25 protein-coding genes are annotated in these 25370 nt (G+C 70.8%); 8 read left to right on the top strand and 17 right to left on the bottom strand.

Annotated elements, in window-relative coordinates; genetic code table 11:
• Window positions 1-105: 105 nt before the first annotated feature.
• The 8 genes from V7E46_RS07130 to V7E46_RS07095 all read right to left on the bottom strand — a co-directional run bounded on the left by V7E46_RS07130 (window position 106) and on the right by V7E46_RS07095 (window position 6784).
• Complete coding sequence (locus V7E46_RS07130) at window positions 106-444, bottom strand: metal-sulfur cluster assembly factor (RefSeq protein WP_329179979.1); 339 nt, start codon at window positions 442-444, stop codon at window positions 106-108.
• Window positions 441-905, bottom strand: a complete 465-nt coding sequence (sufU, locus tag V7E46_RS07125) for a Fe-S cluster assembly sulfur transfer protein SufU (protein WP_329179977.1) — start codon at window positions 903-905, stop codon at window positions 441-443. Before sufU ends, V7E46_RS07130 begins: the two co-directional genes overlap by 4 nt.
• Window positions 906-918: 13 nt before the next feature.
• The gene (locus tag V7E46_RS07120; RefSeq protein ID WP_329179975.1) at window positions 919-2196 is read right to left on the bottom strand and encodes a cysteine desulfurase; all 1278 of its coding nucleotides are present in this window, start codon (window positions 2194-2196) and stop codon (window positions 919-921) included.
• Window positions 2193-2984, bottom strand: a complete 792-nt coding sequence (gene sufC, locus V7E46_RS07115) for a Fe-S cluster assembly ATPase SufC (protein ID WP_329179973.1) — start codon at window positions 2982-2984, stop codon at window positions 2193-2195. Before sufC ends, V7E46_RS07120 begins: the two co-directional genes overlap by 4 nt.
• 7 nt (window positions 2985-2991) lie before the next feature.
• A complete protein-coding gene (locus V7E46_RS07110; RefSeq protein WP_333767613.1) occupies window positions 2992-3321 on the bottom strand; it encodes a non-heme iron oxygenase ferredoxin subunit in 330 nt (109 codons plus the stop codon).
• Window positions 3318-4487 carry a Fe-S cluster assembly protein SufD gene (gene sufD / locus V7E46_RS07105; RefSeq protein ID WP_333767612.1) on the bottom strand — a complete coding sequence of 390 codons (1170 nt, stop codon included), beginning with the start codon at window positions 4485-4487 and terminating at the stop codon, window positions 3318-3320. The genes V7E46_RS07110 and sufD overlap by 4 nt, the downstream gene beginning before the upstream one ends.
• 78 nt (window positions 4488-4565) lie before the next feature.
• Complete coding sequence (sufB, locus tag V7E46_RS07100) at window positions 4566-5987, bottom strand: Fe-S cluster assembly protein SufB (RefSeq protein WP_329179967.1); 1422 nt, start codon at window positions 5985-5987, stop codon at window positions 4566-4568.
• Window positions 5984-6784, bottom strand: coding sequence for a helix-turn-helix transcriptional regulator (locus V7E46_RS07095; protein WP_329179965.1), 801 nt, complete (start codon window positions 6782-6784; stop codon window positions 5984-5986). Before V7E46_RS07095 ends, sufB begins: the two co-directional genes overlap by 4 nt.
• Before the next feature lie 134 nt (window positions 6785-6918).
• Here V7E46_RS07095 and V7E46_RS07090 point away from each other — a divergent pair, with 134 nt between their 5' ends.
• The 3 genes from V7E46_RS07090 to V7E46_RS07080 are packed head-to-tail and all read left to right on the top strand — an operon-like array spanning window position 6919 to window position 9760.
• On the top strand, window positions 6919-7845 hold the full coding sequence (locus V7E46_RS07090; RefSeq protein WP_333767611.1) for an ABC transporter ATP-binding protein: 927 nt from the start codon (window positions 6919-6921) through the stop codon (window positions 7843-7845).
• Window positions 7842-8645 (top strand): ABC transporter permease, encoded by an 804-nt coding sequence (locus V7E46_RS07085; RefSeq protein ID WP_333767610.1) that lies wholly within the window; start codon window positions 7842-7844, stop codon window positions 8643-8645. The genes V7E46_RS07090 and V7E46_RS07085 overlap by 4 nt, the downstream gene beginning before the upstream one ends.
• A gap of 59 nt (window positions 8646-8704) precedes the next feature.
• Complete coding sequence (locus V7E46_RS07080; protein WP_333767609.1) at window positions 8705-9760, top strand: COX15/CtaA family protein; 1056 nt, start codon at window positions 8705-8707, stop codon at window positions 9758-9760.
• Here V7E46_RS07080 and V7E46_RS07075 read toward each other — a convergent pair.
• The 3 genes from V7E46_RS07075 to V7E46_RS07065 all read right to left on the bottom strand — a co-directional run bounded on the left by V7E46_RS07075 (window position 9662) and on the right by V7E46_RS07065 (window position 12414).
• Window positions 9662-10735, bottom strand: a complete 1074-nt coding sequence (locus V7E46_RS07075; protein ID WP_333767608.1) for an amidohydrolase — start codon at window positions 10733-10735, stop codon at window positions 9662-9664. The two genes, V7E46_RS07080 and V7E46_RS07075, sit on opposite strands and share 99 nt — an antisense overlap.
• A gap of 67 nt (window positions 10736-10802) precedes the next feature.
• Complete coding sequence (locus V7E46_RS07070) at window positions 10803-11132, bottom strand: hypothetical protein (RefSeq protein WP_333767607.1); 330 nt, start codon at window positions 11130-11132, stop codon at window positions 10803-10805.
• A gap of 337 nt (window positions 11133-11469) precedes the next feature.
• Window positions 11470-12414 (bottom strand): heme o synthase, encoded by a 945-nt coding sequence (locus V7E46_RS07065; protein ID WP_333767606.1) that lies wholly within the window; start codon window positions 12412-12414, stop codon window positions 11470-11472.
• Window positions 12415-12730: 316 nt separating this feature from the next.
• On the opposite strand from V7E46_RS07065, the gene tkt reads away from it, so the two are divergent.
• The 5 genes from tkt to pgl are packed head-to-tail and all read left to right on the top strand — an operon-like array spanning window position 12731 to window position 19322.
• Window positions 12731-14818: a transketolase gene (tkt, locus tag V7E46_RS07060; protein ID WP_333767605.1), complete on the top strand. Its 2088-nt coding sequence runs from the start codon at window positions 12731-12733 to the stop codon at window positions 14816-14818.
• 35 nt (window positions 14819-14853) lie between these two features.
• Window positions 14854-15972: a transaldolase gene (gene tal / locus V7E46_RS07055; protein WP_329179949.1), complete on the top strand. Its 1119-nt coding sequence runs from the start codon at window positions 14854-14856 to the stop codon at window positions 15970-15972.
• A gap of 1 nt (window position 15973) precedes the next feature.
• On the top strand, window positions 15974-17515 hold the full coding sequence (gene zwf / locus V7E46_RS07050; protein WP_333767604.1) for a glucose-6-phosphate dehydrogenase: 1542 nt from the start codon (window positions 15974-15976) through the stop codon (window positions 17513-17515).
• A complete protein-coding gene (gene opcA / locus V7E46_RS07045) occupies window positions 17512-18546 on the top strand; it encodes a glucose-6-phosphate dehydrogenase assembly protein OpcA (protein WP_333767603.1) in 1035 nt (344 codons plus the stop codon). Before zwf ends, opcA begins: the two co-directional genes overlap by 4 nt.
• A 38-nt stretch (window positions 18547-18584) precedes the next feature.
• Window positions 18585-19322: a 6-phosphogluconolactonase gene (gene pgl / locus V7E46_RS07040; RefSeq protein WP_443054051.1), complete on the top strand. Its 738-nt coding sequence runs from the start codon at window positions 18585-18587 to the stop codon at window positions 19320-19322.
• A 100-nt stretch (window positions 19323-19422) separates the two neighbouring features.
• On the opposite strand, the gene pgi is transcribed toward pgl, so the two are convergent.
• The 6 genes from pgi to gap all read right to left on the bottom strand — a co-directional run bounded on the left by pgi (window position 19423) and on the right by gap (window position 25278).
• Complete coding sequence (pgi, locus tag V7E46_RS07035; RefSeq protein ID WP_333767601.1) at window positions 19423-21081, bottom strand: glucose-6-phosphate isomerase; 1659 nt, start codon at window positions 21079-21081, stop codon at window positions 19423-19425.
• Window positions 21082-21191: 110 nt separating this feature from the next.
• Complete coding sequence (locus tag V7E46_RS07030; protein WP_073497103.1) at window positions 21192-21527, bottom strand: RNA polymerase-binding protein RbpA; 336 nt, start codon at window positions 21525-21527, stop codon at window positions 21192-21194.
• A gap of 181 nt (window positions 21528-21708) precedes the next feature.
• The gene (gene secG / locus V7E46_RS07025; RefSeq protein WP_251489898.1) at window positions 21709-21945 is read right to left on the bottom strand and encodes a preprotein translocase subunit SecG; all 237 of its coding nucleotides are present in this window, start codon (window positions 21943-21945) and stop codon (window positions 21709-21711) included.
• Window positions 21946-22043: 98 nt separating this feature from the next.
• Entirely contained in the window at window positions 22044-22823 is a 780-nt protein-coding gene (gene tpiA / locus V7E46_RS07020) for a triose-phosphate isomerase (protein ID WP_333767600.1), read from the bottom strand.
• A 3-nt stretch (window positions 22824-22826) separates the two neighbouring features.
• Window positions 22827-24041 carry a phosphoglycerate kinase gene (locus tag V7E46_RS07015; RefSeq protein ID WP_329179938.1) on the bottom strand — a complete coding sequence of 405 codons (1215 nt, stop codon included), beginning with the start codon at window positions 24039-24041 and terminating at the stop codon, window positions 22827-22829.
• Window positions 24042-24273: 232 nt separating this feature from the next.
• Window positions 24274-25278 carry a type I glyceraldehyde-3-phosphate dehydrogenase gene (gene gap, locus V7E46_RS07010; protein ID WP_329179937.1) on the bottom strand — a complete coding sequence of 335 codons (1005 nt, stop codon included), beginning with the start codon at window positions 25276-25278 and terminating at the stop codon, window positions 24274-24276.
• Window positions 25279-25370: the final 92 nt, after the last annotated feature.

Genomic DNA, 25370 nt, shown 5'->3' with positions numbered 1-25370 from the left:
GACGGGCGGTGCCCCGAGCGCGACGGGCGGTGCCCCGATTCAGACCACCCTGACGGCGCCCCGACCCGGCAGGGCCAGGGTGCGCCGACAGCGCGACGGCACCGCTCAGACGTTGAAGCCCAGGGCGCGCAGCTGGTCGCGGCCGTCGTCGGTGATCTTGTCCGGGCCCCACGGCGGCATCCAGACCCAGTTGATCTTCAGGGCGCTGACGATGCCCTCGGTCGCGGTCTGCGCCTGCTCCTCGATCACGTCGGTGAGCGGGCAGGCGGCCGAGGTGAGGGTCATGTCGAGGGTGGCGACGTTGGTGTCGTCGACGTGGATGCCGTAGATCAGGCCCAGGTTGACCACGTCGATGCCCAGTTCGGGGTCGACCACGTCGTAGAGCGCCTCGCGGATCTCTTCCTCGGAGGCCGGCTTGAGCGCGACCTCGGTGCTGTCAGTCATGCGGTCTCCTCGGGTGTGGTGCCGGACAGCGCCTGCGCCGTCGCGTCCTTCCAGGCCATCCAGCTCAGCAGCGCGCACTTGACCCGCGCCGGGTACTTCGAGACGCCGGCGAACGCGACGGCGTCCTCCAGCACCTCCTCCATCGCCTCGTCCGGCTCGATCCGGCCGCGGGACTGCATCAGCTCCAGGAAGGTCTCCTGGATCTTCTGCGCCTCCGTGACCTCCTTGCCGACCAGCAGGTCGTTCAGGACCGAGGCGCTGGCCTGGCTGATCGAACAGCCCTGGCCCTCGTACGACACGTCGCCGACGACGGCGCCGTCCAGCCGTACCCGCAGGGTGATCTCGTCACCGCAGGTCGGGTTGACGTGGTGCACCTCGGCCTGGCCGTCCCGCAGGCCGCGGCCGTGCGGGTGCTTGTAATGGTCCAGGATCACGTCCTGGTACATCGAGTCGAGCTTCACAGCAGCACCACCATCACCCGAAGAAGTCCCGGACCTGTTCAAGACCCTCGGCCAGGGCGTCGACCTCGGCCGGGGTGGAGTACAGATAGAACGACGCCCGCGTGGTCGCAGGAATTCCGTACCGCAGGCAGACCGGCCGGGCGCAGTGGTGGCCGACCCGGACCGCGATGCCCTGCTCGTCGAGCACCTGGCCGACGTCGTGCGGATGGATGTCGCCCAGCACGAAGGAGATCGCGGCGGCCCGGTCCTGAGCGGTCTGCGGGCCGATGATCCGCAGGTCGGGGACCTGGAGCAGCCGTTCGAGCGCGTATTCGGTCAGGGCGTGCTCATGGGCGGCGATCTTGTCCATGCCGATCGCCGACAGATAGTCCACGGCCGCGCCGAGCCCGATCGCCTGGGCGATCGGCGGGGTGCCGGCCTCGAACTTGTGCGGCGCCGGGGCGTAGGTGGAGGAGTGCATCGAGACGGTCTCGATCATCTCGCCGCCGCCGAGGAAGGGCGGCAGGTCCTCCAGCAGCTCCTGGCGGCCCCACAGCACCCCGATGCCGGTCGGGCCGACCATCTTGTGGCCGGTGAAGGCCACGAAGTCGGCGCCCAGCGCCTGCACGTCGAGCACCGTGTGCGGAGCGGCCTGCGAGGCGTCGATCAGCACCAGGGCGCCGACGTCCTGGGCGCGGCGCACGATGGCCTCGACCGGGTTGACGGTGCCCAGGATATTGGAGACCAGCACGAAGGAGACGATCTTCGTCTTCTCGGTGATGACCTGCTCGATGTCCGACAGGTCGAGCCGGTAGTCGTCGGTCAGCCCGAACCACTTCAGCGTCGCACCGGTGCGCTGCGAGAGCAGCTGCCACGGCACGATGTTGGAGTGGTGCTCCATCTCGGTGATGACGATCTCGGTGTCACGGTCCACCCGGTAGGGCTCGTCGGCCCAGCCGAGCATGTTCGCCACCAGGTTCAGCGACTCCGAGGCGTTCTTGGTGAATATGACCTCGTCGCGGCTGGGCGCGTTGATGAAGGCGGCGACCTTGTCGCGGGCGCCCTCGTACAGCGCGGTGGCCTCCTCGGCGAGGACGTGCACACCGCGGTGGACGTTGGCGTTGGACTGCTCGTAGTACGCGTTGAGGGTGTCGAGCACCTGGCGCGGCTTCTGCGAGGTCGCCGCGTTGTCCAGGTACACGAGCTTCTTGTCGCCGTGCACCAGGCGGTCCAGGACGGGGAAGTCCTTGCGGATCGCCTCGGTGTCGAGGAGGCCGGGCAGCTGCCGCCCGGTCGTCGGGGGAGGTGTCACGCGACATCCCCCTCGGAGTCCGCTCCGCTCACGGGGCCGCCCTTCACGTAGGACTCGTAGCCCTCTTCCTCCAGCTTGTCGGCCAGTTCGGCGCCACCGGACTCGGCGATCCGGCCGGCCGCGAAGACATGGACGAAGTCGGGCTTGATGTACCGCAGGATCCGCGTGTAGTGGGTGATCAGCAGGGTGCCGACCTCGCCGCCCTCGCGGACCCGGTTGACGCCCTCGGAGACCACCCGCAGCGCGTCCACGTCGAGGCCGGAGTCGGTCTCGTCGAGGATCGCGATATGCGGCTTGAGGAGTTCGAGCTGCAGGATCTCGTGGCGCTTCTTCTCACCGCCGGAGAAGCCCTCGTTGACGTTGCGCTCGGCGAAGGCGGGGTCCATGTTCAGCCGCTGCATGGCCTCCTTGACCTCCTTCACCCAGGTGCGCAGCTTGGGGGCCTCGCCGCGGATGGCGGTGGCGGAGGTGCGCAGGAAGTTGGAGACCGAGACGCCGGGCACCTCGACCGGGTACTGCATGGCGAGGAAGAGGCCGGCCCTGGCCCGCTCGTCCACGGTCATCGCCAGCACGTCCTCACCGTCGAGGGTGACGGTGCCGCCGGTGACGGTGTACTTGGGGTGCCCGGCCAGCGAGTAGGCGAGCGTGGACTTGCCTGAGCCGTTCGGGCCCATGATGGCGTGGGTCTCGCCCTGCTTCACGGTCAGGTCGACGCCTTTGAGGATCTCCTTGGTGGAGTTGTCGGCTTCGACGGTGACGTGCAGGTCGTTGATTTCAAGCGTGGCCATGGGTGACTCAGGACTCCTGGGTGACGGAGACGAGCACGTCGTCCCCAACGATCTTGACGGGGTATACGGGGACGGGCCGCGTGGCGGGCAGCCCGGACGGCTTGCCGGTGCGCAGGTCGAAACTCGACCCGTGCAGCCAGCACTCGATCTGGCAGTCCTCGACCTCGCCCTCGGAGAGCGAGACGTTGGAGTGCGAGCAGATGTCGTTGATCGCGAACACGTCGCCCTCGGTACGGACCACCGAGACCGGCACACCGTCGATCTCGACCCGGTGGGGAGTGTCCTCCTCCAGGTCGCCGAGCGCGCAGACGCGCACGTAGGCGTCGGTGCCGTTCATCCGACGGACGCCTCCAGTTCGGCGTCGATCTTCGCCATCAGCCGCTCTTCGAGGTCGGGCAGGCCGATCTGCTGCACCAGCTCGCCGAAGAAGCCGCGGACCACCAGGCGGCGGGCGTCCTCCTCGCGGATGCCGCGGGACTGGAGGTAGAACAGCTGCTCGTCGTCGAAGCGGCCGGTCGCCGAGGCGTGGCCCGCGCCGACGATCTCGCCGGTCTCGATCTCCAGGTTCGGCACCGAGTCGACCCGGGCGCCGTCGGTGAGGACGAGGTTGCGGTTCAGCTCGTAGGTGTCGGTGCCCTCGGCGGCTGCCCTGATCAGCACGTCGCCGATCCACACCGCGTGGGCGTCCTGGCCCTGGAGCGCGCCCTTGTAGGCCACGTTGGAGCGGCAGTGCGGGGTGTCGTGGTCGATGAAGAGCCGGTGCTCCTGGTGCTGGCCGGTGTCGGTGAAGTACAGCCCGTACAGCTCGGCCTCGCCGCCGGGGGCGCCGTAGCCGACCCGCGGGTTCAGCCGGACCAGGTCGCCGCCGAAGGTGACGACCACCGACTTGAAGGTGGCGTCCCGGCCGATCAGCGCGGTGTGCTGGGCGGCGTGCACGGCGGTGTCGTCCCAGTCCTGCACGGAGACCACGGTGAGCTTGGCGCCGTCGCCGATCAGGTACTCGGTGTTGCCGGCCAGCGTGGTGTCACCGGTGTGGTCGATGACGACGACGGCCTCGGCGAACGCGCCGACCTCGACGATCTGGTGGCCGTAGACCGTGCCGCCCTCGCCGTGCACGGCGATCCTGACCGGCTCGGTCAGGACCGCTTCGGCGGGGATGCTGACGACCGAGGCCTTCTCGAAGGAGCTGAACGCCTGGGCGGCGACCCGGTCGACCGGTTTGCCCGCCCTGCCGACCCGCGGGTCGGTGCGGTCCACCGTCTGCACCGTGACGCCGTCCGGCGCGGTCACCTCGACCCGCAGGGCGCCGGTGGCCTCGGCGGTGCCGTCGTGCAGCCCGCGCAGCCGCTCCAGCGGAGTGAAGCGCCACTCCTCCTCGCGGCCGTGCGGCACCGGGAAGTCGGCCACGTCGTAGGACGGGGCCGCGCTGACCCGGGCGTCGGCGGGCTGTCCCACCGTGATGGCACCGTCCGTGGTGCTGCCCGCAGGGGTGTTGTCAGCCATGACTAGTCGTACAGCTCACTTTCTGCCTCATTGTGTTCAACTCGGGGTAGCTCCGGGGGACTTCGGGTGCCGGGGCGGCTAGCCCACGGAGCCCTCCATCTGGAGCTCGATCAGCCGGTTGAGCTCCAGGGCGTACTCCATCGGCAGTTCCTTGGCGATCGGCTCGACGAAGCCGCGCACGATCATCGCCATCGCCTCGAACTCCGTCATGCCGCGGCTCATCAGGTAGAAGAGCTGGTCGTCGGAGACCTTGGAGACGGTGGCCTCGTGGCCCATGGACACGTCGTCCTCGCGTACGTCCACGTACGGGTAGGTGTCGGAGCGCGAGACCGTGTCGATCAGCAGCGCGTCGCACAGCACGTTCGACTTCGATCCGGCCGCGCCCTCGCCGATCTCGATCAGACCGCGGTAGGAGGTGCGGCCGCCGCCGCGGGCCACCGACTTGGAGACGATGTTCGAGGAGGTGTTCGGCGCCATGTGCACCATCTTGGCGCCGGCGTCCTGGTGCTGGCCCTCGCCGGCGAAGGCGATGGACAGCGTCTCGCCCTTGGCGTGCTCACCCATCAGGTAGACCGCCGGGTACTTCATGGTGACCTTGGAGCCGATGTTGCCGTCGACCCACTCCATGGTGGCGCCCTCGTAGGCGACAGCGCGCTTGGTCACCAGGTTGTACACGTTGTTCGACCAGTTCTGGATCGTCGTGTAGCGGCACCGGCCGCCCTTCTTCACGATGATCTCCACAACCGCCGAGTGCAGCGAGTCGGACTTGTAGATCGGCGCGGTGCAGCCCTCGACGTAGTGGACGTAGGCGTCCTCGTCGACGATGATCAGCGTCCGCTCGAACTGGCCCATGTTCTCGGTGTTGATACGGAAGTAGGCCTGCAGCGGGATGTCGACGCGCACGCCCTTCGGCACGTAGATGAACGAGCCGCCGGACCACACCGCCGTGTTCAGCGACGCGAACTTGTTGTCGCCGGCCGGGATGACCGTGCCGTAGTACTCCTGGAACAGCTCCGGGTGCTCGCGCAGCGCGGTGTCGGTGTCCATGAAGATGACGCCCTGCTCCTCCAGGTCCTCGCGGATCTGGTGGTAGACGACCTCGGACTCGTACTGCGCCGCGACACCGGCGACCAGCCGCTGCTTCTCGGCCTCGGGGATGCCGAGCCGGTCGTAGGTGTTCTTGATGTCCTCGGGCAGGTCCTCCCAGGACTCCGCCTGCTTCTCGGTGGACCGCACGAAGTACTTGATGTTGTCGAAGTCGATACCGGACAGGTCCGAGCCCCAGGTCGGCATGGGCTTCTTGCCGAACAGCCGCAGACCCTTGAGCCGGAGCTTGAGCATCCACTCGGGCTCGGACTTCTTCGCGGAGATGTCGCGGACGACGGCTTCGGACAGGCCGCGCTGCGCGGCGGCGCCCGCGGCATCGGAGTCGGCCCAGCCGTACTCGTACGTGCCGATGCCTTCGAGCTCCGGGTGAGTGGTCTCCGTGGGAGCAGTCATGCGGGTTTCCTCCCGGACGTGCTGGCAGATGCCTGGTCGGTGGTCTGGGTCTGATCGGTGGTTGCCGACCGAGCGGTGTGATCGGGACCGGTCGGGTGCGGGGCCTGCGGGACGAAGGTGGTGCATACGCCGTCGCCGTGCGCGATGGTGGCCAGCCGCTGGACGTGTGTCCCGAGCAGGCGGGAGAAGACCTCGGCCTCCGCCTCGCACAATTCGGGGAACTGTTCGGCCGTATGGGCGACCGGGCAGTGGTGCTGGCACAGCTGCTCCCCGGCGGGACCGGGTGCGCTGCGGGTCGTGGCGGCGTACCCGTCGGCGGACAGCGCACGGGCCAGCGCCCGGGTGCGGTCCTCGGGGGCCGCCGCGTCGATCATCGCACGGTAGCGTTCGGCCTGGGCCGCGACCCGTGCGCGGGCGAAAGCCGAGACCGCGGCCTGGCCGTCCCGCCCGCCGCCGGCGGACTCGGCGATCCAGCGCAGCGCGTCGGCGGCGAGGACGTCGTAGGCCTGGTCGAACGCGTCCCGGCCGCAGTCGGTCAGAGCGAAGACCTTGGCGGGTCTGCCGCGGCCCCGGTGGCCGTAGACCCGCTGGTCGCGGGGCTCGACGATGTTCTCCGCCACGAGTGCGTCCAGATGGCGGCGGACGGCGGCCTGGGTGAGGCCGAGCCGCTGCGCCAGGTCGGCCGCGGTGGAGGGTCCGTGGTCCAGGACGGACCGGGCGACCCGGTTGCGGGTGCGCCGCTCCCCGGTCGTCTGCTCCTCCGCCGCCCCCTGAGAGGCACCACCGACGTATTTCACAACCCCATTGTTGCGTAATTCCTCAGGCGCGGGCAAGCGGGTCCGCTGCCGGGCGCGGTGTGCTGCGTCACTTAGGGTTACCTAATTCCGCCCTGCCGCCCAAACCGCCGCCCGGGCTCCCTAGACTCGTCCGCATGCGAAACGAGCCCGCGGTCGAGGTGACCGGTCTGGTCAAGCGGTACGGGACCAGGACCGCGGTCGACGGCCTCGACCTGGCCGTGCCCCGCGGCAGCGTCACCGCCGTGCTCGGGCCCAACGGCGCGGGCAAGACCACCACCGTCGAGATCTGTGAAGGCTACCGGCGCCCCGACGGCGGCAGCGTCCGGGTCCTCGGGCTCGACCCGGCCGCCCAGGGCGCGGCGCTGCGGCCGAGAATCGGCGTGATGCTGCAGGCCGGCGGGGTCTACCCGGGCGCGCGCGCCGAGGAGATGCTGCGGCACACCGCCGCGCTGCACGCCCACCCCATCGACCCGGCGCTGCTGATCGAACGCCTCGGCCTGGAGTCCTGCGGGCGCACCACCTACCGGCGGCTGTCCGGCGGGCAGCAGCAGCGGCTCGCACTGGCGATGGCCGTGGTCGGCCGCCCCGAACTGGTCTTCCTCGACGAGCCGACCGCGGGCCTGGACCCGCAGGCCAGGCACGCCACCTGGGACCTGGTCCGCGAACTGCGCGCGGACGGCGCCACGGTGGTGCTGACCACCCACTTCATGGACGAGGCCGAGCAGCTCGCCGACCAGGTGGTGATCATCGACGGCGGCCGGTCGATCGCCGCCGGCGCCCCCGAGGAGCTGTGCCGCGGCGGCGCCGAGGGCACCCTGCGCTTCTCCGGCCGCCCGGGCCTGGACCTGGCCTCGCTGCTCAAGGCCCTGCCCGCGGACAGCCTGGCCGCCGAGCTGAGCGCGGGCACCTACCGCATCGAGGGCAAGGTCGATCCGCAGCTGCTGGCCACCGTCACCTCCTGGTGCGCCCAGCACGGCGTGATGCCCGACCGCCTGGCGGTCGAGCGCCGCACCCTGGAGGACGTCTTCTTGGAACTGACCGGCAGGGAGCTGCGCGGATGACCGCCACCACGGGCACCACCACGGGGACGGCGTACGCGGCCGGGTCCTTCACCCCCGCGCCGGGCGCCGCCCGTACCGCGACGATGATCCGCGCGCAGGCCGTCCTGGAGACGAGGATGCTGCTGCGCAACGGCGAGCAGCTGCTGCTGACCGCGGTGATCCCGGCGCTGCTGCTGGTCGTCTTCAGCGGCGTCGACATCGTGGACACCGGCGCGGGCAAGTCGGTGGACTTCCTGACCCCGGGCATCCTGGCGCTCGCGGTGCTGTCCACCGCCTTCACCGGGCAGGCCATCGCCACCGGCTTCGAGCGGCGCTACGGCGTGCTCAAGCGGCTGGGCGCCTCGCCGCTGCCGCGCTGGGCGCTGCTGACCGCCAAGACCTGCTCGGTGCTGGTCACCGAACTGCTCCAGGTGGCGCTGCTGACGGTGATCGCCTTCGCGCTCGGCTGGTCACCGCACGGCAACCCGCTGGCCGTGCTGGCGCTGCTGCTGCTCGGCACCGCCGCCTTCTCCGGCCTCGGGCTGCTGATGGCCGGCACCCTCAAGGCCGAGGCGACGCTGGCCGCCGCGAACCTGGTCTTCCTGCTGCTGCTGGTCGGCGGCGGGGTGATCGTGCCGATGGACAAGTTCTCAGGCCCCGTGCGGTCGGTGCTCGAACTGCTGCCCGTCTCCGCCCTCTCCGACGGGCTGCGGGACGTGCTCCAGCACGGCGCCGGGACGCCCTGGGGCGACCTGGGCATCCTCGCGGTGTGGGCGGCGGTCGGCCTGGCCGCGGCGGGGCGCTTCTTCCGCTGGGAGTGACGCAGGGCACGGCCCGGGGCGACCCCCTCGTGAAAACACGCACAAGGGTGGCGCCTACCATGTTCCCCGTGCCAAAGCTCCCCGAAATCGCGCGAAACCCGCTCGCCTGGATCGCCGCCCGGTGGACGCCGGCCCCGGCCACCGTCCGCAGGGCGACGCTGTCCGCCGTGCTCATGTCGGTGGTCATCGTGGTCACCGGCGGTGCGGTCCGGCTGACCGGCTCGGGTCTGGGCTGCCCCACCGCGCCGCGCTGCGTCGGCGACAGCTGGGTGCCGACCTCGGCGATGGGCGTGCACGGCGCGATCGAGTTCACCAACCGGATGCTGACGTACGTGCTGTGCGCCGCCGTCGGCTGGGCCATCATCGCGGTGCGCTCGCAGAAGCCGTACCGCAGGGAGCTGGTCCTGCTGGGCTGGGCGCAGTTCTGGATGGTCGTCGCCAACGCGGTGCTCGGCGCCTTCACCGTGCTCACCGGCCTGAACCCGTACACGGTCTGCGTGCACTTCCTGCTGGCCTTCCTCCTCATCGTGCTGACCGTGCTGCTGTGGCAGCGGTCGGCCGAGGGCGACGCGCCGGCCCGGCCGCTGGTGGGCAAGCCGGTACGGCAGATGGCCTGGATACTGACCGGCGCGACCGCGCTGCTGATCGCGGTGGGCACGGTGGTGACCGGTGCGGGGCCGCACGCGGGCGACTCCAGCGATGTGCACCGCATCCCGGTGGACTGGAAGTCCGTCGCGCAGCTGCACGCGGACGTGGCCTGGGTGGTCGTGGCGCTCACCGCGGCGCTGTGGTTCGTGCTGCGGGCGGTGGACGCGCCCACCGGGCCGCGCGACCGCACCAGGGACCTCTTCCTGGTCCTGATGGGCCAGGGCGTGATCGGCTACGTCCAGTACTTCACGGATCTGCCCGAGGCGGTCGTCGGGCTGCACATGTTCGGCGCGAGCATCATCTGGATCGCGCTGCTGCGGGTGCTGCTGTCGATGCGGGAGCGGCCGGCGGTTGAGCCCGGCGCGCGGTCAGTGCCCGCGCCGGCCGACGACCCCGGGCAGCCGGTAGACGCGGCGGGCGTTGCCCTCGCCGACCAGGGCGGCGACCCGCTGCCCGTCCGCCGCTGACCACTCCCCCGCCGCGACCCGCTCGCCGACCAGCCGGTCGAGGGCGGCCAGGAAGCCGCGCGCACCGCTGACGTACAGCTCGGGCAGCCCGACCGCGCCGCCCGCGTAGAGCACCTTGCCGAAGGGCGCGCGGGACAGCGCCTCGGCCGGGTCGCCGCCGATCGCCAGGCAGACGTGCGGGAGGTCGGCGGCCAGCAGGGCAGCCGACCTCACGTGCGCGGGCCCCGGCAGCAGCACCACGTCGGTGCCGAGCCCCGAGGTGGCCCGCAGAAAACCCGCCACCGCGGCCGGCCCCGGCCCGTCCTGCCGGTGCCGCAGTGCCAGCGGCAGGCCGCCGGCCAGCGCGTGCCAGACCAGATGGCGCAGCAGCACCGGATCGGCGGGCCGCTCACCGATCCGGCGGGTGGCCAGCCAGCGCGCGGCGGCGTACCGCGCCTCGACCGGTCCCGGCGGCCCGTGCGACGGCGGCGGGCCGTCCACCAGCGCTTCCGCCGCGCAGGAGAAGCCGACGGCGCTGAGCGCGGCGCCGTGCACGGACTCCGCGAGATTGGCCAGAAAACAGTCCACCGTGCCCGAGGTATCGGCCACCTGCTGGGCCAGCGGTTCGAGCCGGACGATCTCGTACGCCGCCGCACTGCCCGCCGCGCCCAGCTCCTTGGGCGGCGTCAGGTCGCCGGGCTCGCCGGTGTCGACCAGGTACGCGCGGATACCGGTGCCGCGCAGCAGCAGCCGGGCCGCCTCGTACGCGCCCAGCTCGCGGCGGCGGGCCAGATAGCGGGCCGGGGAGCAGTGCGGCTCAAGGCCCAGTAACGGCGGGCACCAGCGGCGCACCGCGAAGCCGGCGGGGCTGTCGAACAGCGTCGTGCCCGGCGCCGCGGCACCGGGCAGCAGGGCCTCGAAGGCGCCGATACCGAGGTCGCCGGGCAGGACCCCGTGGCCGTACGCGTCCACCAGGCGACCCCGCGCCCCGGCCATCCGCCGCCCTCCTTGCCGTCCTGCGTCCGTCACGACCCTGCCATGGTCCTAACGGCAGCGGGTGACGTCAGGTGTTGGCGCGCCCGCCGACCTGAATTCCGGCCATCCGGGTCCACTCGTACGGTCCGGTACGCAGCCGGGCCGCCAGCTCGCCCCCGAATTCGCCGTGCACGGGGACCTCCGCGGTTTCGGCTGCCGCCTGGGCGGTGGCGCAGGCGGGTGCGACCAGGTCGCCCCATGCCCCGTCCTTGCCGACCAGTACGATGCGGGCGCCGCGCTGCCCGAGGTGTTCGACGACGGCGTCGGCCCCGCCGTGCTTCTTCGCGAACCCGCGGATCTCCCGGGCCAGCCGCTTTGCGCGAGCCTGCTCGCGCCGCTCCACCTTGTCTTCACCCATGCCGCTCATGCTACCCACCGGTAGCCCTCCCCTCCCCTGAGCCCGCTGATTCCAGGCCGATCCCTCCGTGGGGCGGCGCCTTTCCGCTGCCGCGAGGCCGGGGCTCCCTGCATAAGGCGGCGCCTTACAGGGGCGCGGGGAACTGCGCGCCCAGCCCCCGCCCGCGCGGGTCGCCACCGCCCCAGAGGGGCAGACCGGTCCGCTCCGGACCACCGGCCGGTGGCGGGCTGCCCGCGCCGTTCCGCGCGCTCCAGGGCGGGCACCCCCTGCCGCAGGGGAACCCCCAGCCCAGCGCGCCCGGGGAAGGCGTAACCCCCTGGAAGCCGGCCCGCAGGGACTAGTGGAGGAAGGGGTCGACCGCCACGGCCACGAAAAGCAGCGTGGCGTACGTGATCGACCAGTGGAAGAGCCGCATCTCCTTGAGCTTCGCGCCGGTCACGCCGGCCTTGGCCCGGGCGTGCAGCCCGTGCGCCTCCTTGAGCCAGAAGGCGCCGAGCAGCGCCGCGACCAGCGGGTAGAACCAGGACGTCTCACCCAGCGGCCACCACAGCGTGAGCGACGTCAGCACCATCACCCAGCTGTAGATGACGATCTGCCGGGCCACCACCTGGTTGCCCGCGACCACCGGGAGCATCGGCACGCCGACCCGCGCGTAGTCGTCCTTGACCTTCATCGACAGCGGCCAGTAGTGCGGCGGCGTCCAGAAGAAGAGGACAAGGAAGAGCACGAACGGCGCCCAGCCCAGCTCGTTGCGCACCGCGGACCAGCCGATGAAGACCTGGAGGCAGCCGGCGACACCGCCCCACACGATGTTCTGGGCGGTGCGGCGCTTGAGACCCAGGGTGTAGACGAAGACGTAGTAGAGGATCGCGGTCAGCGACAGGCCCGCGGACAGCGGGTTGACCAGCACCGCGAACCACACCGTGGACACCACGGACAGCGTGATGCCGAAGACCAGGCCCTCGCGGGGCGAGACCAGCCCGGTGACCAGCGGACGCTGCTCGGTGCGGTGCATGAGTGCGTCGATGTCGCGGTCGATGTACATGTTGAGCGCGTTGGCCCCGCCCGCGGACAGATAGCCGCCGACCACGGTCGCCAGCACCAGCCACAGGTCGGGCACCCCGCCGGCCGCGAGGAACATGACCGGGACCGTCGTAATGAGCAGCAGCTCGATGATGCGCGGCTTGGTCAGCGCCACGAACCCCATGACACGGGCCTGCAGCGGCCGATGACCTGAGCCCGTCCCGATGACCCCTGCGGGTCGGGATTCGACGGCCGTCACGAACACCCCAAGAGAGATGAGTCAAGCAGGCCGCCAAGCACCTGGCCGCCGGCATCGGGAACAGCGGGTCGGCCACGGTGCGGCCTGCGCGTACCACGCCACTCTAGACGCAGGGAATACCCCGGCTGCTTCCGGGGGTGGATCGTGTTGCCGGGCCCGCGTTCACCAGGCGTCAACGGGGTTCGGGAGGCGAATACGGACGTACGGGGGCAGGATCGAAAAGGTGCACGCCCTCGGCGGTAGGCTCAGCCGCGTCGGGTAGGCACACGTCACCGGCGCGTTTCGACGTATTTGTTGAGAGGAGCCCTGACCCAGGGTGAGCAAGCAGCCGACCACCGCAGACCTTGACTGGACAGATCTGGACCGACGGGCGGTCGACACCGCCCGCGTCCTGGCCATGGACTCCGTGCAGAGGGTCGGCAACGGCCACCCCGGCACGGCGATGAGCCTGGCCCCTGCCGCGTACCTGCTGTTCCAGAAGGTCATGCGGCACGACCCCGCGGACGCCGACTGGACCGGCCGCGACCGTTTCGTGCTCTCCGCGGGCCACAGCAGCCTGACTCTCTACACCCAGCTCTACCTGGCCGGGTACGGCCTGGAGCTGGCGGACCTGGAAAGCTTCCGCACCTGGGGCTCGCGCACCCCCGGCCACCCGGAGTACGGCCACACCACCGGAGTCGAGACCACCACAGGCCCGCTCGGCCAGGGTGTCGCCAACGCGGTCGGCATGGCGATGGCCTCCCGTTACGAGCGCGGCCTGTTCGACCCGGACGCGGAGCCGGGCACCTCGCCTTTCGACCACACCATCTGGGCTATCGCCGGTGACGGCTGCCTCCAGGAGGGCATCTCCGCCGAGGCGTCCTCGCTGGCCGGGCACCAGAAGCTCGGCAATCTGGTGCTGCTGTGGGACGACAACCACATCTCCATCGAGGGCGACACCGGGACCGCGGTGTCCGAGGACACCGTCAAGCGCTACGAGGCGTACGGCTGGCACGTGCAGCGCGTCGAGCCGCTGCCCAGCGGCGACCTGGACCCGCACGCCCTGTACGCGGCGCTGCTCGCCGCCAAGGCGGAGACCGGCCGGCCGTCCTTCATCGCGGCCCGCTCGATCATCGCCTGGCCCGCCCCGCACGCGCAGAACACCGAGGCCGCGCACGGCTCGGCGCTGGGCGAGGACGAGGTCAGGGCCACCAAGGAGGTGCTCGGCTTCGACCCCGACCAGCACTTCGCGGTGGCCGACGACGTGATCGCGCACACCCGCGCGGTCAGCGAGCGCGCGCGCGAGGCCAGGGCCGTGTGGGAGAAGTCCTTCGCCGCCTGGCGCACCGCCAGCCCCGAGCACGCCGCGACCTTCGACCGGATCGACGCGGCCGAGCTGCCCGAGGGCTGGCAGTCGCACCTGCCGGCGTTCGAGACGGGCAAGCCCCTCGCCACCCGGGCGGCTTCCGGCAAGGTGCTGGAGGCGCTGGGCGCCGTCGTGCCCGAGCTGTGGGGCGGTTCCGCGGACCTGGCGGGCTCGAACAACACCACGATCGACAAGACGTCGTCGTTCCTGCCGGACGGCAACCCGCTGCCGGGCGCGAACCGTTACGGCCGCACGGTCCACTTCGGCATCCGCGAGCACTCGATGGCCGCCGAGATGAACGGCATCACCCTGCACGGCAACACCCGGGTCTACGGCGGCACCTTCCTGGTGTTCTCCGACTACATGCGCAACGCGGTGCGGCTGTCCGCGCTGATGCACCTGCCGGTGACGTACGTGTGGACGCACGACTCGATCGGCCTGGGCGAGGACGGCCCGACCCACCAGCCGGTGGAGCACCTGGCGTCGCTGCGGGCCATCCCGGGGCTGAACGTGGTGCGCCCGGCGGACGCCAACGAGACCGCCATCGCCTGGCGGGAGATCTTCAAGCGCTGGACGAAGGAGTTCGGCAAGGGCGCTCCGCACGGCCTGGCGCTCACCCGGCAGGGCGTACCGACGTACGAGCGCAACGAGGACGCGGCGCGCGGCGGCTACGTGCTGTTCGAGGCCGAGGGCGGGCCCGCGCGGGTCATCCTGATCGGCACCGGTTCCGAGGTGCAGCTGGCCGTCGGCGCCCGCGAGGAGCTGCAGGCCGCGGGCATCCCCACCCGGGTGGTGTCGATGCCGTGCGTGGAGTGGTTCGAGCAGGAGGACCAGGCGTACCGGGACGGCGTGCTGCCGCCCTCGGTGAAGGCCCGGGTCGCGGTGGAGGCCGGCATCGCGCTGACCTGGCACCGCTTCGTGGGGGACGCGGGACGCATCGTCAGCCTTGAGCACTTCGGTGCCTCGGCGGACGCGAAGGTGCTGTTCCGCGAGTTCGGGTTCACCGCGGAGGCGGTGGCCGCCGCGGCGCGGGAATCTCTCGCCGCCGCTGATCGCTGACGCAGGCACACGACACATCAGGAGATGCAACTCTCATGACAGACGCACTCAAGCGCCTCTCCGACGAAGGCGTCGCGATCTGGCTGGACGACATGTCCCGCGGGCGCATCACGTCGGGCAACCTGGCCGAGCTGATCGACCAGCAGCACGTGGTCGGCGCCACCACCAACCCGTCGATCTTCCAGAAGGCCATCTCAGGCGACGAGCGATACGACGCGCAGCTCACCGACCTCGCCTCGCGCGGCCTGACCCCCGACGAGGCGGTGCGGATGATCACCACCGCCGACGTCCGGGACGCGGCGGACGTCTTCCGCCCGGTCTTCGACGCCACCGACGGCCGTGACGGGCGGGTGTCGATCGAGGTGGACCCGCGGCTGGCGCACAACACCCGGGCGACCATCGCCGAGGCCAAGCAGCTGGCGTGGCTGGTGGACCGGCCGAACACACTGATCAAGATCCCGGCGACGAAGGCGGGCCTGCCGGCCATCGCCGACGTCACCTCCCGCGGCATCAGCGTCAACGTCACGCTGATCTTCTCCCTCGCGCGCTACCGCGAGGTGATGGACGCCTACCTGACCGGTCTGGAGAAGGCCAAGGCCGGCGGCCTGGACCTGTCGCGGATCTTCTCGGTGGCGTCCTTCTTCGTGTCCCGGGTGGACACCGAGATCGACAAGCGGCTGGAGAAGATCGGCTCCGACGAGGCCAAGGCCCTCAAGGGCAAGGCCGCGGTCGCCAACGCGCGGCTGGCCTACCAGGCGTACGAGGAGGTCTTCGGCTCCGAGCGCTGGCTGGCGCTGGAGAAGGCCGGAGCGAACCGGCAGCGCCCGCTGTGGGCGTCGACCGGCGTCAAGGACCCGGCCTACTCCCCGACTCTCTACGTCACCGAGCTGGTCGCGCCGAACACCGTGAACACGATGCCGGAAGCCACCCTGGAGGCCACCGCCGAGCAGGGCGAGGTCACCGGCGACACCATCCGCGGGACGTACGAGCAGTCGCAGGCCGAGCTGGACGCCATCGGGGCGCTCGGCATCTCGTACGACGACGTCGTCCAGCTGCTGGAGGACGAGGGCGTCGAGAAGTTCGAGACGGCCTGGAAGGAACTGCTGGACTCCACCAAGGCGGAACTCGAACGGCTCGCTCCTTCGGAGGCCTGAGGTGAGCACTGACACCCCTGTCGGCTCCGGCAACCCGCTGCGGGACCCGCTGGACCGCCGGCTGCCGCGGATCGCCGGCCCGTCCGGCCTGATCATCTTCGGCGTGACGGGCGACCTGTCCCGCAAGAAGCTGATGCCGGCCGTCTACGACCTCGCCAACCGCGGGCTGCTGCCGCCGGGCTTCGCCCTGGTCGGCTTCGCCCGCAGGCAGTGGGAGAACGAGGACTTCGCGCAGGAGGTGCACGACGCCGTCAAGGAGCACGCGCGCACCCCCTTCCGCGAGGAGGTGTGGCAGCAGCTCGCCGAGGGCTGCCGCTTCGTGCAGGGCGACTTCGACGACGACACCGCGTTCGAGACGCTGAAGTCGACCATCGACGAGCTGGACAAGGCCCGCGGCACCGGCGGCAACTTCGCCTTCTACCTGTCGGTGCCGCCGAAGTTCTTCCCCAACGTGGTGCAGCAGCTCAAGAAGCACGGGCTGTCGCAGGGCACCGGCGAGTCGTGGCGGCGTGCCGTCATCGAGAAGCCGTTCGGCCACGACCTGGCCAGCGCCCAGGACCTCAACCGGATCGTGCACGACGTCTTCCCGCCCAACGAGGTCTTCAGGATCGACCACTACCTGGGCAAGGAGACGGTCCAGAACATCCTGGCGCTGCGCTTCGCCAACACCATGTACGAGCCGATCTGGAACCGGTCCTACGTCGACCACGTGCAGATCACGATGGCCGAGGACATCGGCATCGGCGGCCGGGCCGGCTACTACGACGGCATCGGCGCGGCCCGTGACGTGATACAGAACCACCTGCTCCAGCTGCTGGCGCTGACCGCGATGGAGGAGCCCGGCTCCTTCCACCCCAAGGCGCTCACCGCGGAGAAGCTCAAGGTGCTGGGCGCGGTCGTGCTGCCCGACGACCTCGGCAAGCACACCGTGCGCGGGCAGTACGCGCACGCCTGGCAGGGCGGCGAGGAGGTGCTCGGCTACCTGGAGGAGGACGGGATCGACCCCAAGTCCAAGACCGACACCTACGCGGCCGTGAAGCTGGAGATCAACAACCGCCGCTGGGCCGGGGTGCCGTTCTACCTGCGCACCGGCAAGCGCCTCGGCCGCCGGGTCACCGAGATCGCGGTGATCTTCAAGCGGGCGCCGTATCTGCCCTTCGAATCCGGCGCCACCGAAGAGCTGGGCGAGAACGCCCTGGTCATCCGGGTGCAGCCGGACGAGGGCGTGACCGTGCGGTTCGGCTCCAAGGTGCCGGGCACCTCCACCGAGGTGCGGGACGTGACGATGGACTTCGCCTACGGGGAGTCCTTCACCGAGTCCAGCCCCGAGGCGTACGAGCGGCTGATCCTCGACGTGCTGCTCGGCGACGCGAATCTCTTCCCGCGGCATCAGGAGGTCGAGCTGTCCTGGACGATACTCGACCCGATCGAGGCCTACTGGGACAAGCACGGCAAGCCCGCGCAGTACGCGTCCGGCACCTGGGGCCCGGCCGAGGCGGACGAGATGCTCGCACGAGACGGCAGGAGCTGGCGCCGGCCATGAAGATCGACCTGACGGACACCACGTCCGCACGTATCAACGCCGGGCTGATCGACGCCCGGCGGGCCATCGGCACCCCCGCGGTCGGGATGGTGCTGACCCTGGTCATCGTCACCGACGAGGGCAGCGCCTACGACGCGCTCAAGTCGGCGCACGAGGCGTCGCGCGAGCACCCCTCGCGCATCCTGGTCGTCATCAAGCGCCCGGGCCGCTCCCCCAGGGAGCGGGCCGGCGCCCGGCTCGACGCCGAGGTGGTGGTGGGCGCCGAGGCGGGCACCGGCGAGACCGTGGTGCTGCGGATGCACGGCGAGCTGGCCAACCACTCCGAGTCCGTCGTACTGCCGCTGCTGCTGCCGGACGCGCCGGTGGTGTGCTGGTGGCCGGACCAGGCACCGGACAAGCCCGGTGCCGACCCGCTGGGGCGGCTCGCCCAGCGCCGTATCACCGACGCGTCCTCGGCCGAGGACCCGGTCGGCTCGATCGAGGTCCGGGCCGGTTCCTACCTGCCGGGCGACACCGACCTGGCCTGGACCCGGATCACCCCGTGGCGTTCGATGCTGGCGGCGGCCCTGGACCAGAAGCACTCCGCGATCACCTCGGCCTCTGTGGAGGGCGAGGCGTACAACGCGAGCACCGAGCTGCTCGCGCTGTGGCTCGCCGACCGGCTGGGCGTCGACGTGGAGCGCAAGGTCTCCGACGGCCCCGGCATCACCGCGGTACGCCTGTTCACCAGCGCGGGCGACATCTGCCTGGACCGCTCCGACGGCCGGCTCGCCGAGCTGTCGGTGCCGGGACAGCCGGACCGGCACGTGGCGCTCAAGCGGCGGGAGACCGCCGAGCTGATCGCGGAGGAGCTGCGCAGGCTCGACCCCGACGACATATACCGCGCCACGGTGCAGTTCGGGGTCAAGCACCTGATCAGCACCGCCAGGGACACCAAGGGCGCGAACGGCAGCCCGACCGCCGCCGCCCGTGCGACGCCGTCGGCCGCGAAGAAGGCGGCCTCGGGAGGCAAGGCGGCGACGTCGAAGTGAGCACTCCCCAGGTCGTCGTCCACCGCGACAAGGAACTGATGGCGCGCGCCGCCGCGGCCCGGCTGATCACCCGGATCGTGGACGCCCAGGCCGCCAGGGGCACCGCCTCTGTGGTGCTCACCGGCGGGCGCAACGGCAACGCCCTGCTGACCGCGCTCGCCGAGTCCCCCGCGCGCGACGCGGTGGACTGGGCGCGCCTGGACGTGTGGTGGGGCGACGAGCGGTTCCTGCCGGACGGCGACTCGGAGCGCAATGTCACACAGGCCGCCGCGCTGCTGGACGCCGTCCCGGTGGACCCCGCCAGGGTGCACCCGATGGCGCCCTCCGACGGTCCGTACGGCTCCGACGTGGACGCGGCGGCCGAGGCCTACGCGGCGGAGCTGGCCGCCGCCGCGGGGACGGAGGGACACGGCCGGGTGCCGGCCTTCGACGTGCTGATGCTCGGCGTCGGCCCGGACACCCATGTCGCCTCGCTCTTCCCCGAACACCCCGGGGTGCGGGAGCGGACCCGTACGGTGATCGGCGTCCGCGGCGCCCCCAAGCCGCCGCCCGTCCGCATCTCGCTGACGCTGCCGGCCATCAGGGCGGCCCACGAGGTGTGGCTGCTCGCTGCGGGCGAGGACAAGGCCGGAGCGGTGGCCCTGGCCCTGTCCGCTCCCGGAGAGCTCCAGGCGCCCGCCTCGGGCGCCCAGGGGCTCTCCCGCACCCTGTGGCTGCTGGACCGGGCCGCGGCGGCGAAGCTGCCGCGCGACCTGTACCCGGTCGCGTCCTCGTAGGGCTGCGTCAAGGCGCCCTGTCAGGGGCGCGGGGAACCGCGCGACCGGCCCCGCAGGGGCGCGGGTCGCCACGACGGTTCCCCGCGCCCCTGAGCCGTGCTCAGCGCCCGCGCAGCTCGCGGTACCGGGCCACCAGGTGCTGGGTGCTCGGGTCCAGGCCCGGCACCTGCGCGCCCTCGCTCAGGGCCGGCTCGACCCGCTTGGCGAGCACCTTGCCCAGCTCGACGCCCCACTGGTCGAAGGAGTCGATGTTCCAGATCGCGCCCTGCACGAACACCTTGTGCTCGTAGAGCGCGATGAGCTGCCCCAGCACCGAAGGGGTCAGCCTGCTCGCGAGGATCGTCGTCGTCGGGTGGTTGCCGCGGAAGGTCTTGTGCGGGACCAGTTCCTCGGGGACGCCCTCCGCCCTGACCTCGTCGGGGGTCTTGCCGAAGGCCAGCGCCTGGGTCTGCGCGAAGAAGTTGGCCATCAGCAGGTCGTGCTGCCCGGCCAGCGGCCCGAGTTCGGCCAGCGGCTGCGCGAAGCCGATGAAGTCCGCCGGGACGAGCTTGGTGCCCTGGTGCAGCAACTGGTAGTACGCGTGCTGCCCGTTGGTGCCCGGCGTACCCCACACCACGGGCCCGGTCTGCCAGGCCACCGGGTTGCCGTCGCGGTCGACGGACTTGCCGTTGGACTCCATGTCGAGCTGCTGGAGATACGCGGTGAACTTGCTCAGGTAGTGGCTGTACGGCAGCACCGCGTGCGACTGGGCATCGTGGAAACCGCCGTACCAGACGCCGAGCAGCCCCATCAGCAGCGGGGCGTTGCGCTCCGGCGGCGCGGTCCTGAAGTGCTCGTCGACCAGGTGGAAGCCGGCCAGCATGTCCCGGAAGGCGTCAGGGCCGATCGCCAGCATCAGCGACAGGCCGATGGCCGAGTCGTAGGAGTAGCGGCCGCCGACCCAGTCCCAGAACTCGAACATGTTCGTCGGGTCGATGCCGAACTCGGTGACCTTCTCGGCGTTCGTGGACAGCGCCACGAAGTGCTTGGCCACCGCCTCGTCCCCGGCGCCGAGCTGTCCGAGCAGCCACTGCCGGGCCGAGGTGGCGTTGGTGATGGTCTCGATGGTGGTGAAGGTCTTGGACGCGATGATGAACAGCGTCTCGGCCGCGTCCAGGTCCCGCACCGCCTCGTGCAGGTCGGCGCCGTCGACGTTGGACACGAACCGCACGGTCAGACCGCGGTCGGTGTAGGAGCGCAGCACGTCGTAGGCCATGGCGGGGCCGAGGTCGGAGCCGCCGATGCCGATGTTGACGATGTTCCTGATCCGCTTGCCGGTGTGGCCGGTCCACTCGCCGGAGCGGATGCGGTCCGCGAAGACGCCCATCTTGGTGAGCACCGCGTGCACGGCCGGTACGACGTTGTAGCCGTCGACCTCGATCGTCGCGGACTGCGGGGCGCGCAGCGCGGTGTGCAGCACCGCGCGGTCCTCGGTGGTGTTGATCTTCTCGCCGCGGAACATCGCGTCGCGCAGCTCGAACACGCCGGTCGCCGCGGCCAGTTCGCGCAGCAGCCGCAGCGTCTCGTCGGTCACCAGGTGCTTGGAGTAGTCCAGGTGGAGATCCCCCACCTGGAGGGTGTAGCGGCCGGCCCTGCCGGGGTCGGCGTCGAACAGCTCCCGCAGGTGAGTGCCCGCCGCTTCCTCACGGTGCTTGCCGAGCGCATGCCATTCGGGGCGCTGGTCAAGACGGTTATGGCCCTGCGCGTTGGTTACGGACATCAGTCCACTTCTCCTCGTCCTCGCTGCAGGATCAACGCTAATTGATGATGCTGCGGAACGAGGGCCCGGCACCCGGGAGGAGTGGACGTGGCGGCGGACGCGCCGCGCGGTCAGATCTCGCCGCGCAGCTTCGCCAGCGCCTCGGCGAGGATCGCCTCGCCGTCCGCCGCGGAGCGCCGCTCGCGCACGTAGGCGAGGTGGGTCTTGTACGGCTCGGTCCGCGGCGGCGCCGGCGGGTTCTCCTCGTCCTGGCCGGCCGGGAAGCCGCAGCGCGGGCAGTCCCAGGTCTCCGGGATCTGCGCGTCGCTGGCGAAGCTCGGCTGGGTCTCATGCCCGTTGGAGCACCAGAAGGAGATGCGGAGGCGCGGCGCGGACTCGCCGCGCTCGGCCTCTCCCATCGGCCCCGCTCCGACCCGACTGCCACGGATCGCGTTGCCACTTGCCACGGTCGTAACTCCCTGCGTGATGGTGCTGCGAGATCGCCCAGTTTACGGGGACCTTACGTGCCGTCCAGTGGCAGGCGCACGACCCGCCCCCCGATGACGTCTTCCCATAGTAAGCCGCGGTGGCGACGAGGCGTCAGTTCACCCTGGATGCGCGGGAGTCGACGCGGATCCGGCAGGCGCCTCAGTTCTGGTACTTCATCACCAGGCCGAGCACGACAATGCACGTGAACCACAGCAGACCGATCACCACGGTGATCCGGTCGAGGTTGCGCTCGGCCACCGAGGAACCGCCGACGGAGGACTGCATGCCACCGCCGAACATGTCCGACAGGCCGCCGCCCTTCCCCTTGTGCATCAGCACCAGCAGCAGAAGCAGCAGGCTGAAGATGATGAGGGCGATGGAGAACCCGATGACCACGGCTGGACCAACTCTCTCGACTGCATGACAACGGCACGGGGCCGACCGTGCGTATACACGGTTCGGCCCCGCCAGGGTACTTCACACCGCTCCGGACATCACTGGTCGCGGAAGCGGACGATCTTCACGAATTCCTCCGCGTCCAGCGCCGCGCCGCCGACCAGGGCCCCGTCGACGTCCGGCTGCGCCATGATCGCGGCCACATTGCCCGCTTTGACCGAGCCGCCGTACTGGATACGGATGCTGTCCGCGGTCTCCTGGTCGTACAGCTCGGCCAGCCGTGCCCTGATCGCGCCGCAGACCTCCTGGGCGTCCTCGGGGGTGGCCACCTCGCCGGTGCCGATCGCCCAGACCGGCTCGTAGGCGATCACGATGCTGGCGGCCTGCTCGACGGGGATGTCCCTGAGCGCCCCGTCCAGCTGCGCCAGGGTGTGCGGCACCTGCTGCCCGGCCTTGCGGACGTCCAGGCCCTCGCCGACGCACACGATCGGGGTGAGGCCGTTGCGGTAGGCGGCCTTGACCTTGGCGTTGACGATCTCCTCGTCCTCGCCGTGGTACTGCCGTCGCTCGGAGTGACCGATGACGACGTAGCTGCACTTGAACTTGGCCAGCATCGGCCCGGAGATCTCTCCGGTGTAGGCGCCCGAATCGTGCGCCGAGATGTCCTGCGCGCCGAACTTGATCTTCAGCCGGTCGCCGTCGACCAGGGTCTGCACGGAGCGCAGGTCGGTGAAGGGCACCAGGACGGCGACCTCGACGGCCGCGAAGTCCTTGTCGGTGAGCCCGAAGGCGAGCTTCTGGACGTGGGCGATGGCCTCAAGGTGGTTGAGGTTCATCTTCCAGTTCCCCGCCATCAGCGGGGTGCGGGTCTCGGTCATCGTTCAGCCCTCCAGGGCGGCAAGGCCGGGCAGCGTCTTGCCTTCGAGATATTCCAGGCTCGCGCCGCCGCCGGTGGAAATATGGCCGAAAGCGTTCTCGTCGAAGCCCAGGATGCGGACGGCCGCGGCCGAGTCGCCGCCGCCGACCACCGTGAAGGCCGGGGAGTCGATCAGCGCCTGGGCGACCGCGCGGGTGCCCTCGGCATAGTCGGGGTGCTCGAAGACGCCCATCGGGCCGTTCCAGAAGACCGTGGCGGCGTCCGCCAGCTTGGCGGCGAAGAGCTTGCGGGACTCGGGGCCGATGTCCAGGCCGATGACATCGGCGGGGATGGCGTCCACGGCCGAGGTGACCGGCGAGGACGGCGCCTTCGTCTTGAGGTCGGGGAATTCGGTGGCGCCGACCACGTCGACCGGCAGCACGAATTCCACGCCCTTGGCCTTGGCCCGCTCCAGGTAGTCGCGCACGACGGGGAGCTGGTCCTCCTGGAGCAGGCTCTTGCCCACCTCGTGGCCCTGGGCCTTGAGGAAGGTGAAGACCATGCCGCCGCCGACCAGGATCCGGTCGGCCTTCTCCAGCAGGTGGTCGATCACCCCGAGCTTGTCGGAGACCTTGGAGCCGCCCAGCACCACCGCGTACGGCCGCGAGACGTCCTCGGTGAGCTTCTTGAGCACCCCGACCTCGGTGGCGATCAGACCGCCCGCCGCGTGCGGCAGCCGGGCCGGCAGGTCGTAGACCGAGGCGTGCTTGCGGTGCACCGCGCCGAAGCCGTCGCCGACGTAGATGTCGGCCAGCTCGGCGAGCCGGTCGGCGAAGGCGCCGCGCTCGGCGTCGTCCTTGGCGGTCTCGCCTGCGTTGAAGCGCAGGTTCTCCAGCAGCGCGACCTGGCCGTCCGCCAGGCCCGCCACGGCGGCGCGCGCGCTGTCGCCGACCGTGTCGGCGGCGAACGCCACGTCATGGCCCAGCAGCTCGCCCAGCCGCGCGGCGACCGGCGCGAGCGAGAACTGCGGGTCGGGCTCGCCCTTGGGGCGGCCCAGGTGCGAGGCGACGATCACCCGGGCGCCGGCCTCGGCGAGCTTGGTGATGGTCGGTACGGCGGCCCGGATCCGGCCGTCGTCGGTGATGGTCTGCCCGTCCAGCGGCACGTTCAGGTCGGCGCGGACGAACACCCGCTTGCCCGCCACCTGCCCCTGGCCGATGAGGTCGTCGATCGTCTTCATCTTCTGCGGTATCTCCGGTCTGCTACGAGTGGGCTGGCACGGAGACAGGGTCCGGGGGGGGGGGGGGGGGGGGGCGCGGCGGGCCCGCGGGCGGGGGGGGGGGCGGGGGGGGNCCCCCCCCCCCCCCCCCCCCCCCCCCCCCCCCCCCCCCGCCCCCCCCCCCCCCCCCCCCCCGGACCCTGTCTCTTGCATCGCTGTGCGCGGTGTCGGCTACTGGCTGCCGGTCACCCGGTCAGAGCTGGCCGCCGACGAAGACCGTCAGGTCCACCAGGCGGTTGGAGTAGCCCCACTCGTTGTCGTACCAGCCGATGACCTTGGCCGTCTTGCCCTGGACCATGGTCAGCGACGAGTCGAAGGTGCAGGAGGCCGGCCAGTTGACGATGTCCGACGACACGATCGCGTCCTCGGTGTAGTCCAGCAGGCCCTTGAGCTGGCCCTGCGAGGCCTTCAGGAACGCGGCGTTGACCTCGTCCTTGGTGACCTCGCGCTCCAGGTCGACCACCAGGTCGGTGACCGAGCCTGTGGGGACCGGGACGCGCATCGCGATGCCGTCCAGCTTGCCCTTGAGCTGCGGGATGACCAGCGCGGTGGCCTTGGCGGCGCCGGTGGTGGTCGGGATGATGTTCTCCGCGGCGGCACGGGCGCGGCGCAGGTCCTTGTGCGGGAAGTCCAGGATCCGCTGGTCGTTGGTGTACGCGTGGACCGTGGTCATCAGGCCCTTGACGATGCCGAAGTTCTCCAGCAGCACCTTCGCCATCGGCGCCACACAGTTCGTGGTGCACGAGGCGTTCGAGATGATGTTGTGGTTCGCCGGGTCGTACGCGTCCTGGTTGACGCCCATGACGATGGTGATGTCCTCGTCGGTGGCGGGCGCCGAGATGATGACCTTCTTGGCACCGCCCGCGATGTGCTTGGCGGCGTCGGCCGCCTTGGTGAAGATGCCGGTCGACTCGATGACGATGTCGATGCCCAGCTCGCCCCACGCGATCGCGGAGGGGTCGCGCTCGGCCAGCACCTTGATCGTCTTGCCGTCGACCGTGATGGAGTCCGCGGTGTGGGTGACCTCGGCCTTGAGGCGTCCCAGAATGGTGTCGTACTTCAGCAGGTGCGCCGTGGTCGCGGTGTCACCCAGGTCGTTGACAGCCACGATCTCGATGTCCGCGCCCTGCTCCAGGGCGGCGCGGAAGAAGTTACGCCCGATGCGGCCGAAGCCGTTGATGCCTACCCGGATCGTCACGAACCGATCTCCTCGCTCAGTCGCCGGAATCCACTCCGGCTGCGAAATATGGGATGTCCCCGACCACCCCCGACCCTACCTCGCCCCTGTCC

The organism is Streptomyces sp. IBSBF 2435, from assembly GCF_036815005.1.
Taxonomy (GTDB): Bacteria; Actinomycetota; Actinomycetes; order Streptomycetales; family Streptomycetaceae; genus Actinacidiphila.
Note: the sequence above shows the minus strand (reverse complement) of the source record. Positions and strands in the feature narration are given on the sequence as shown.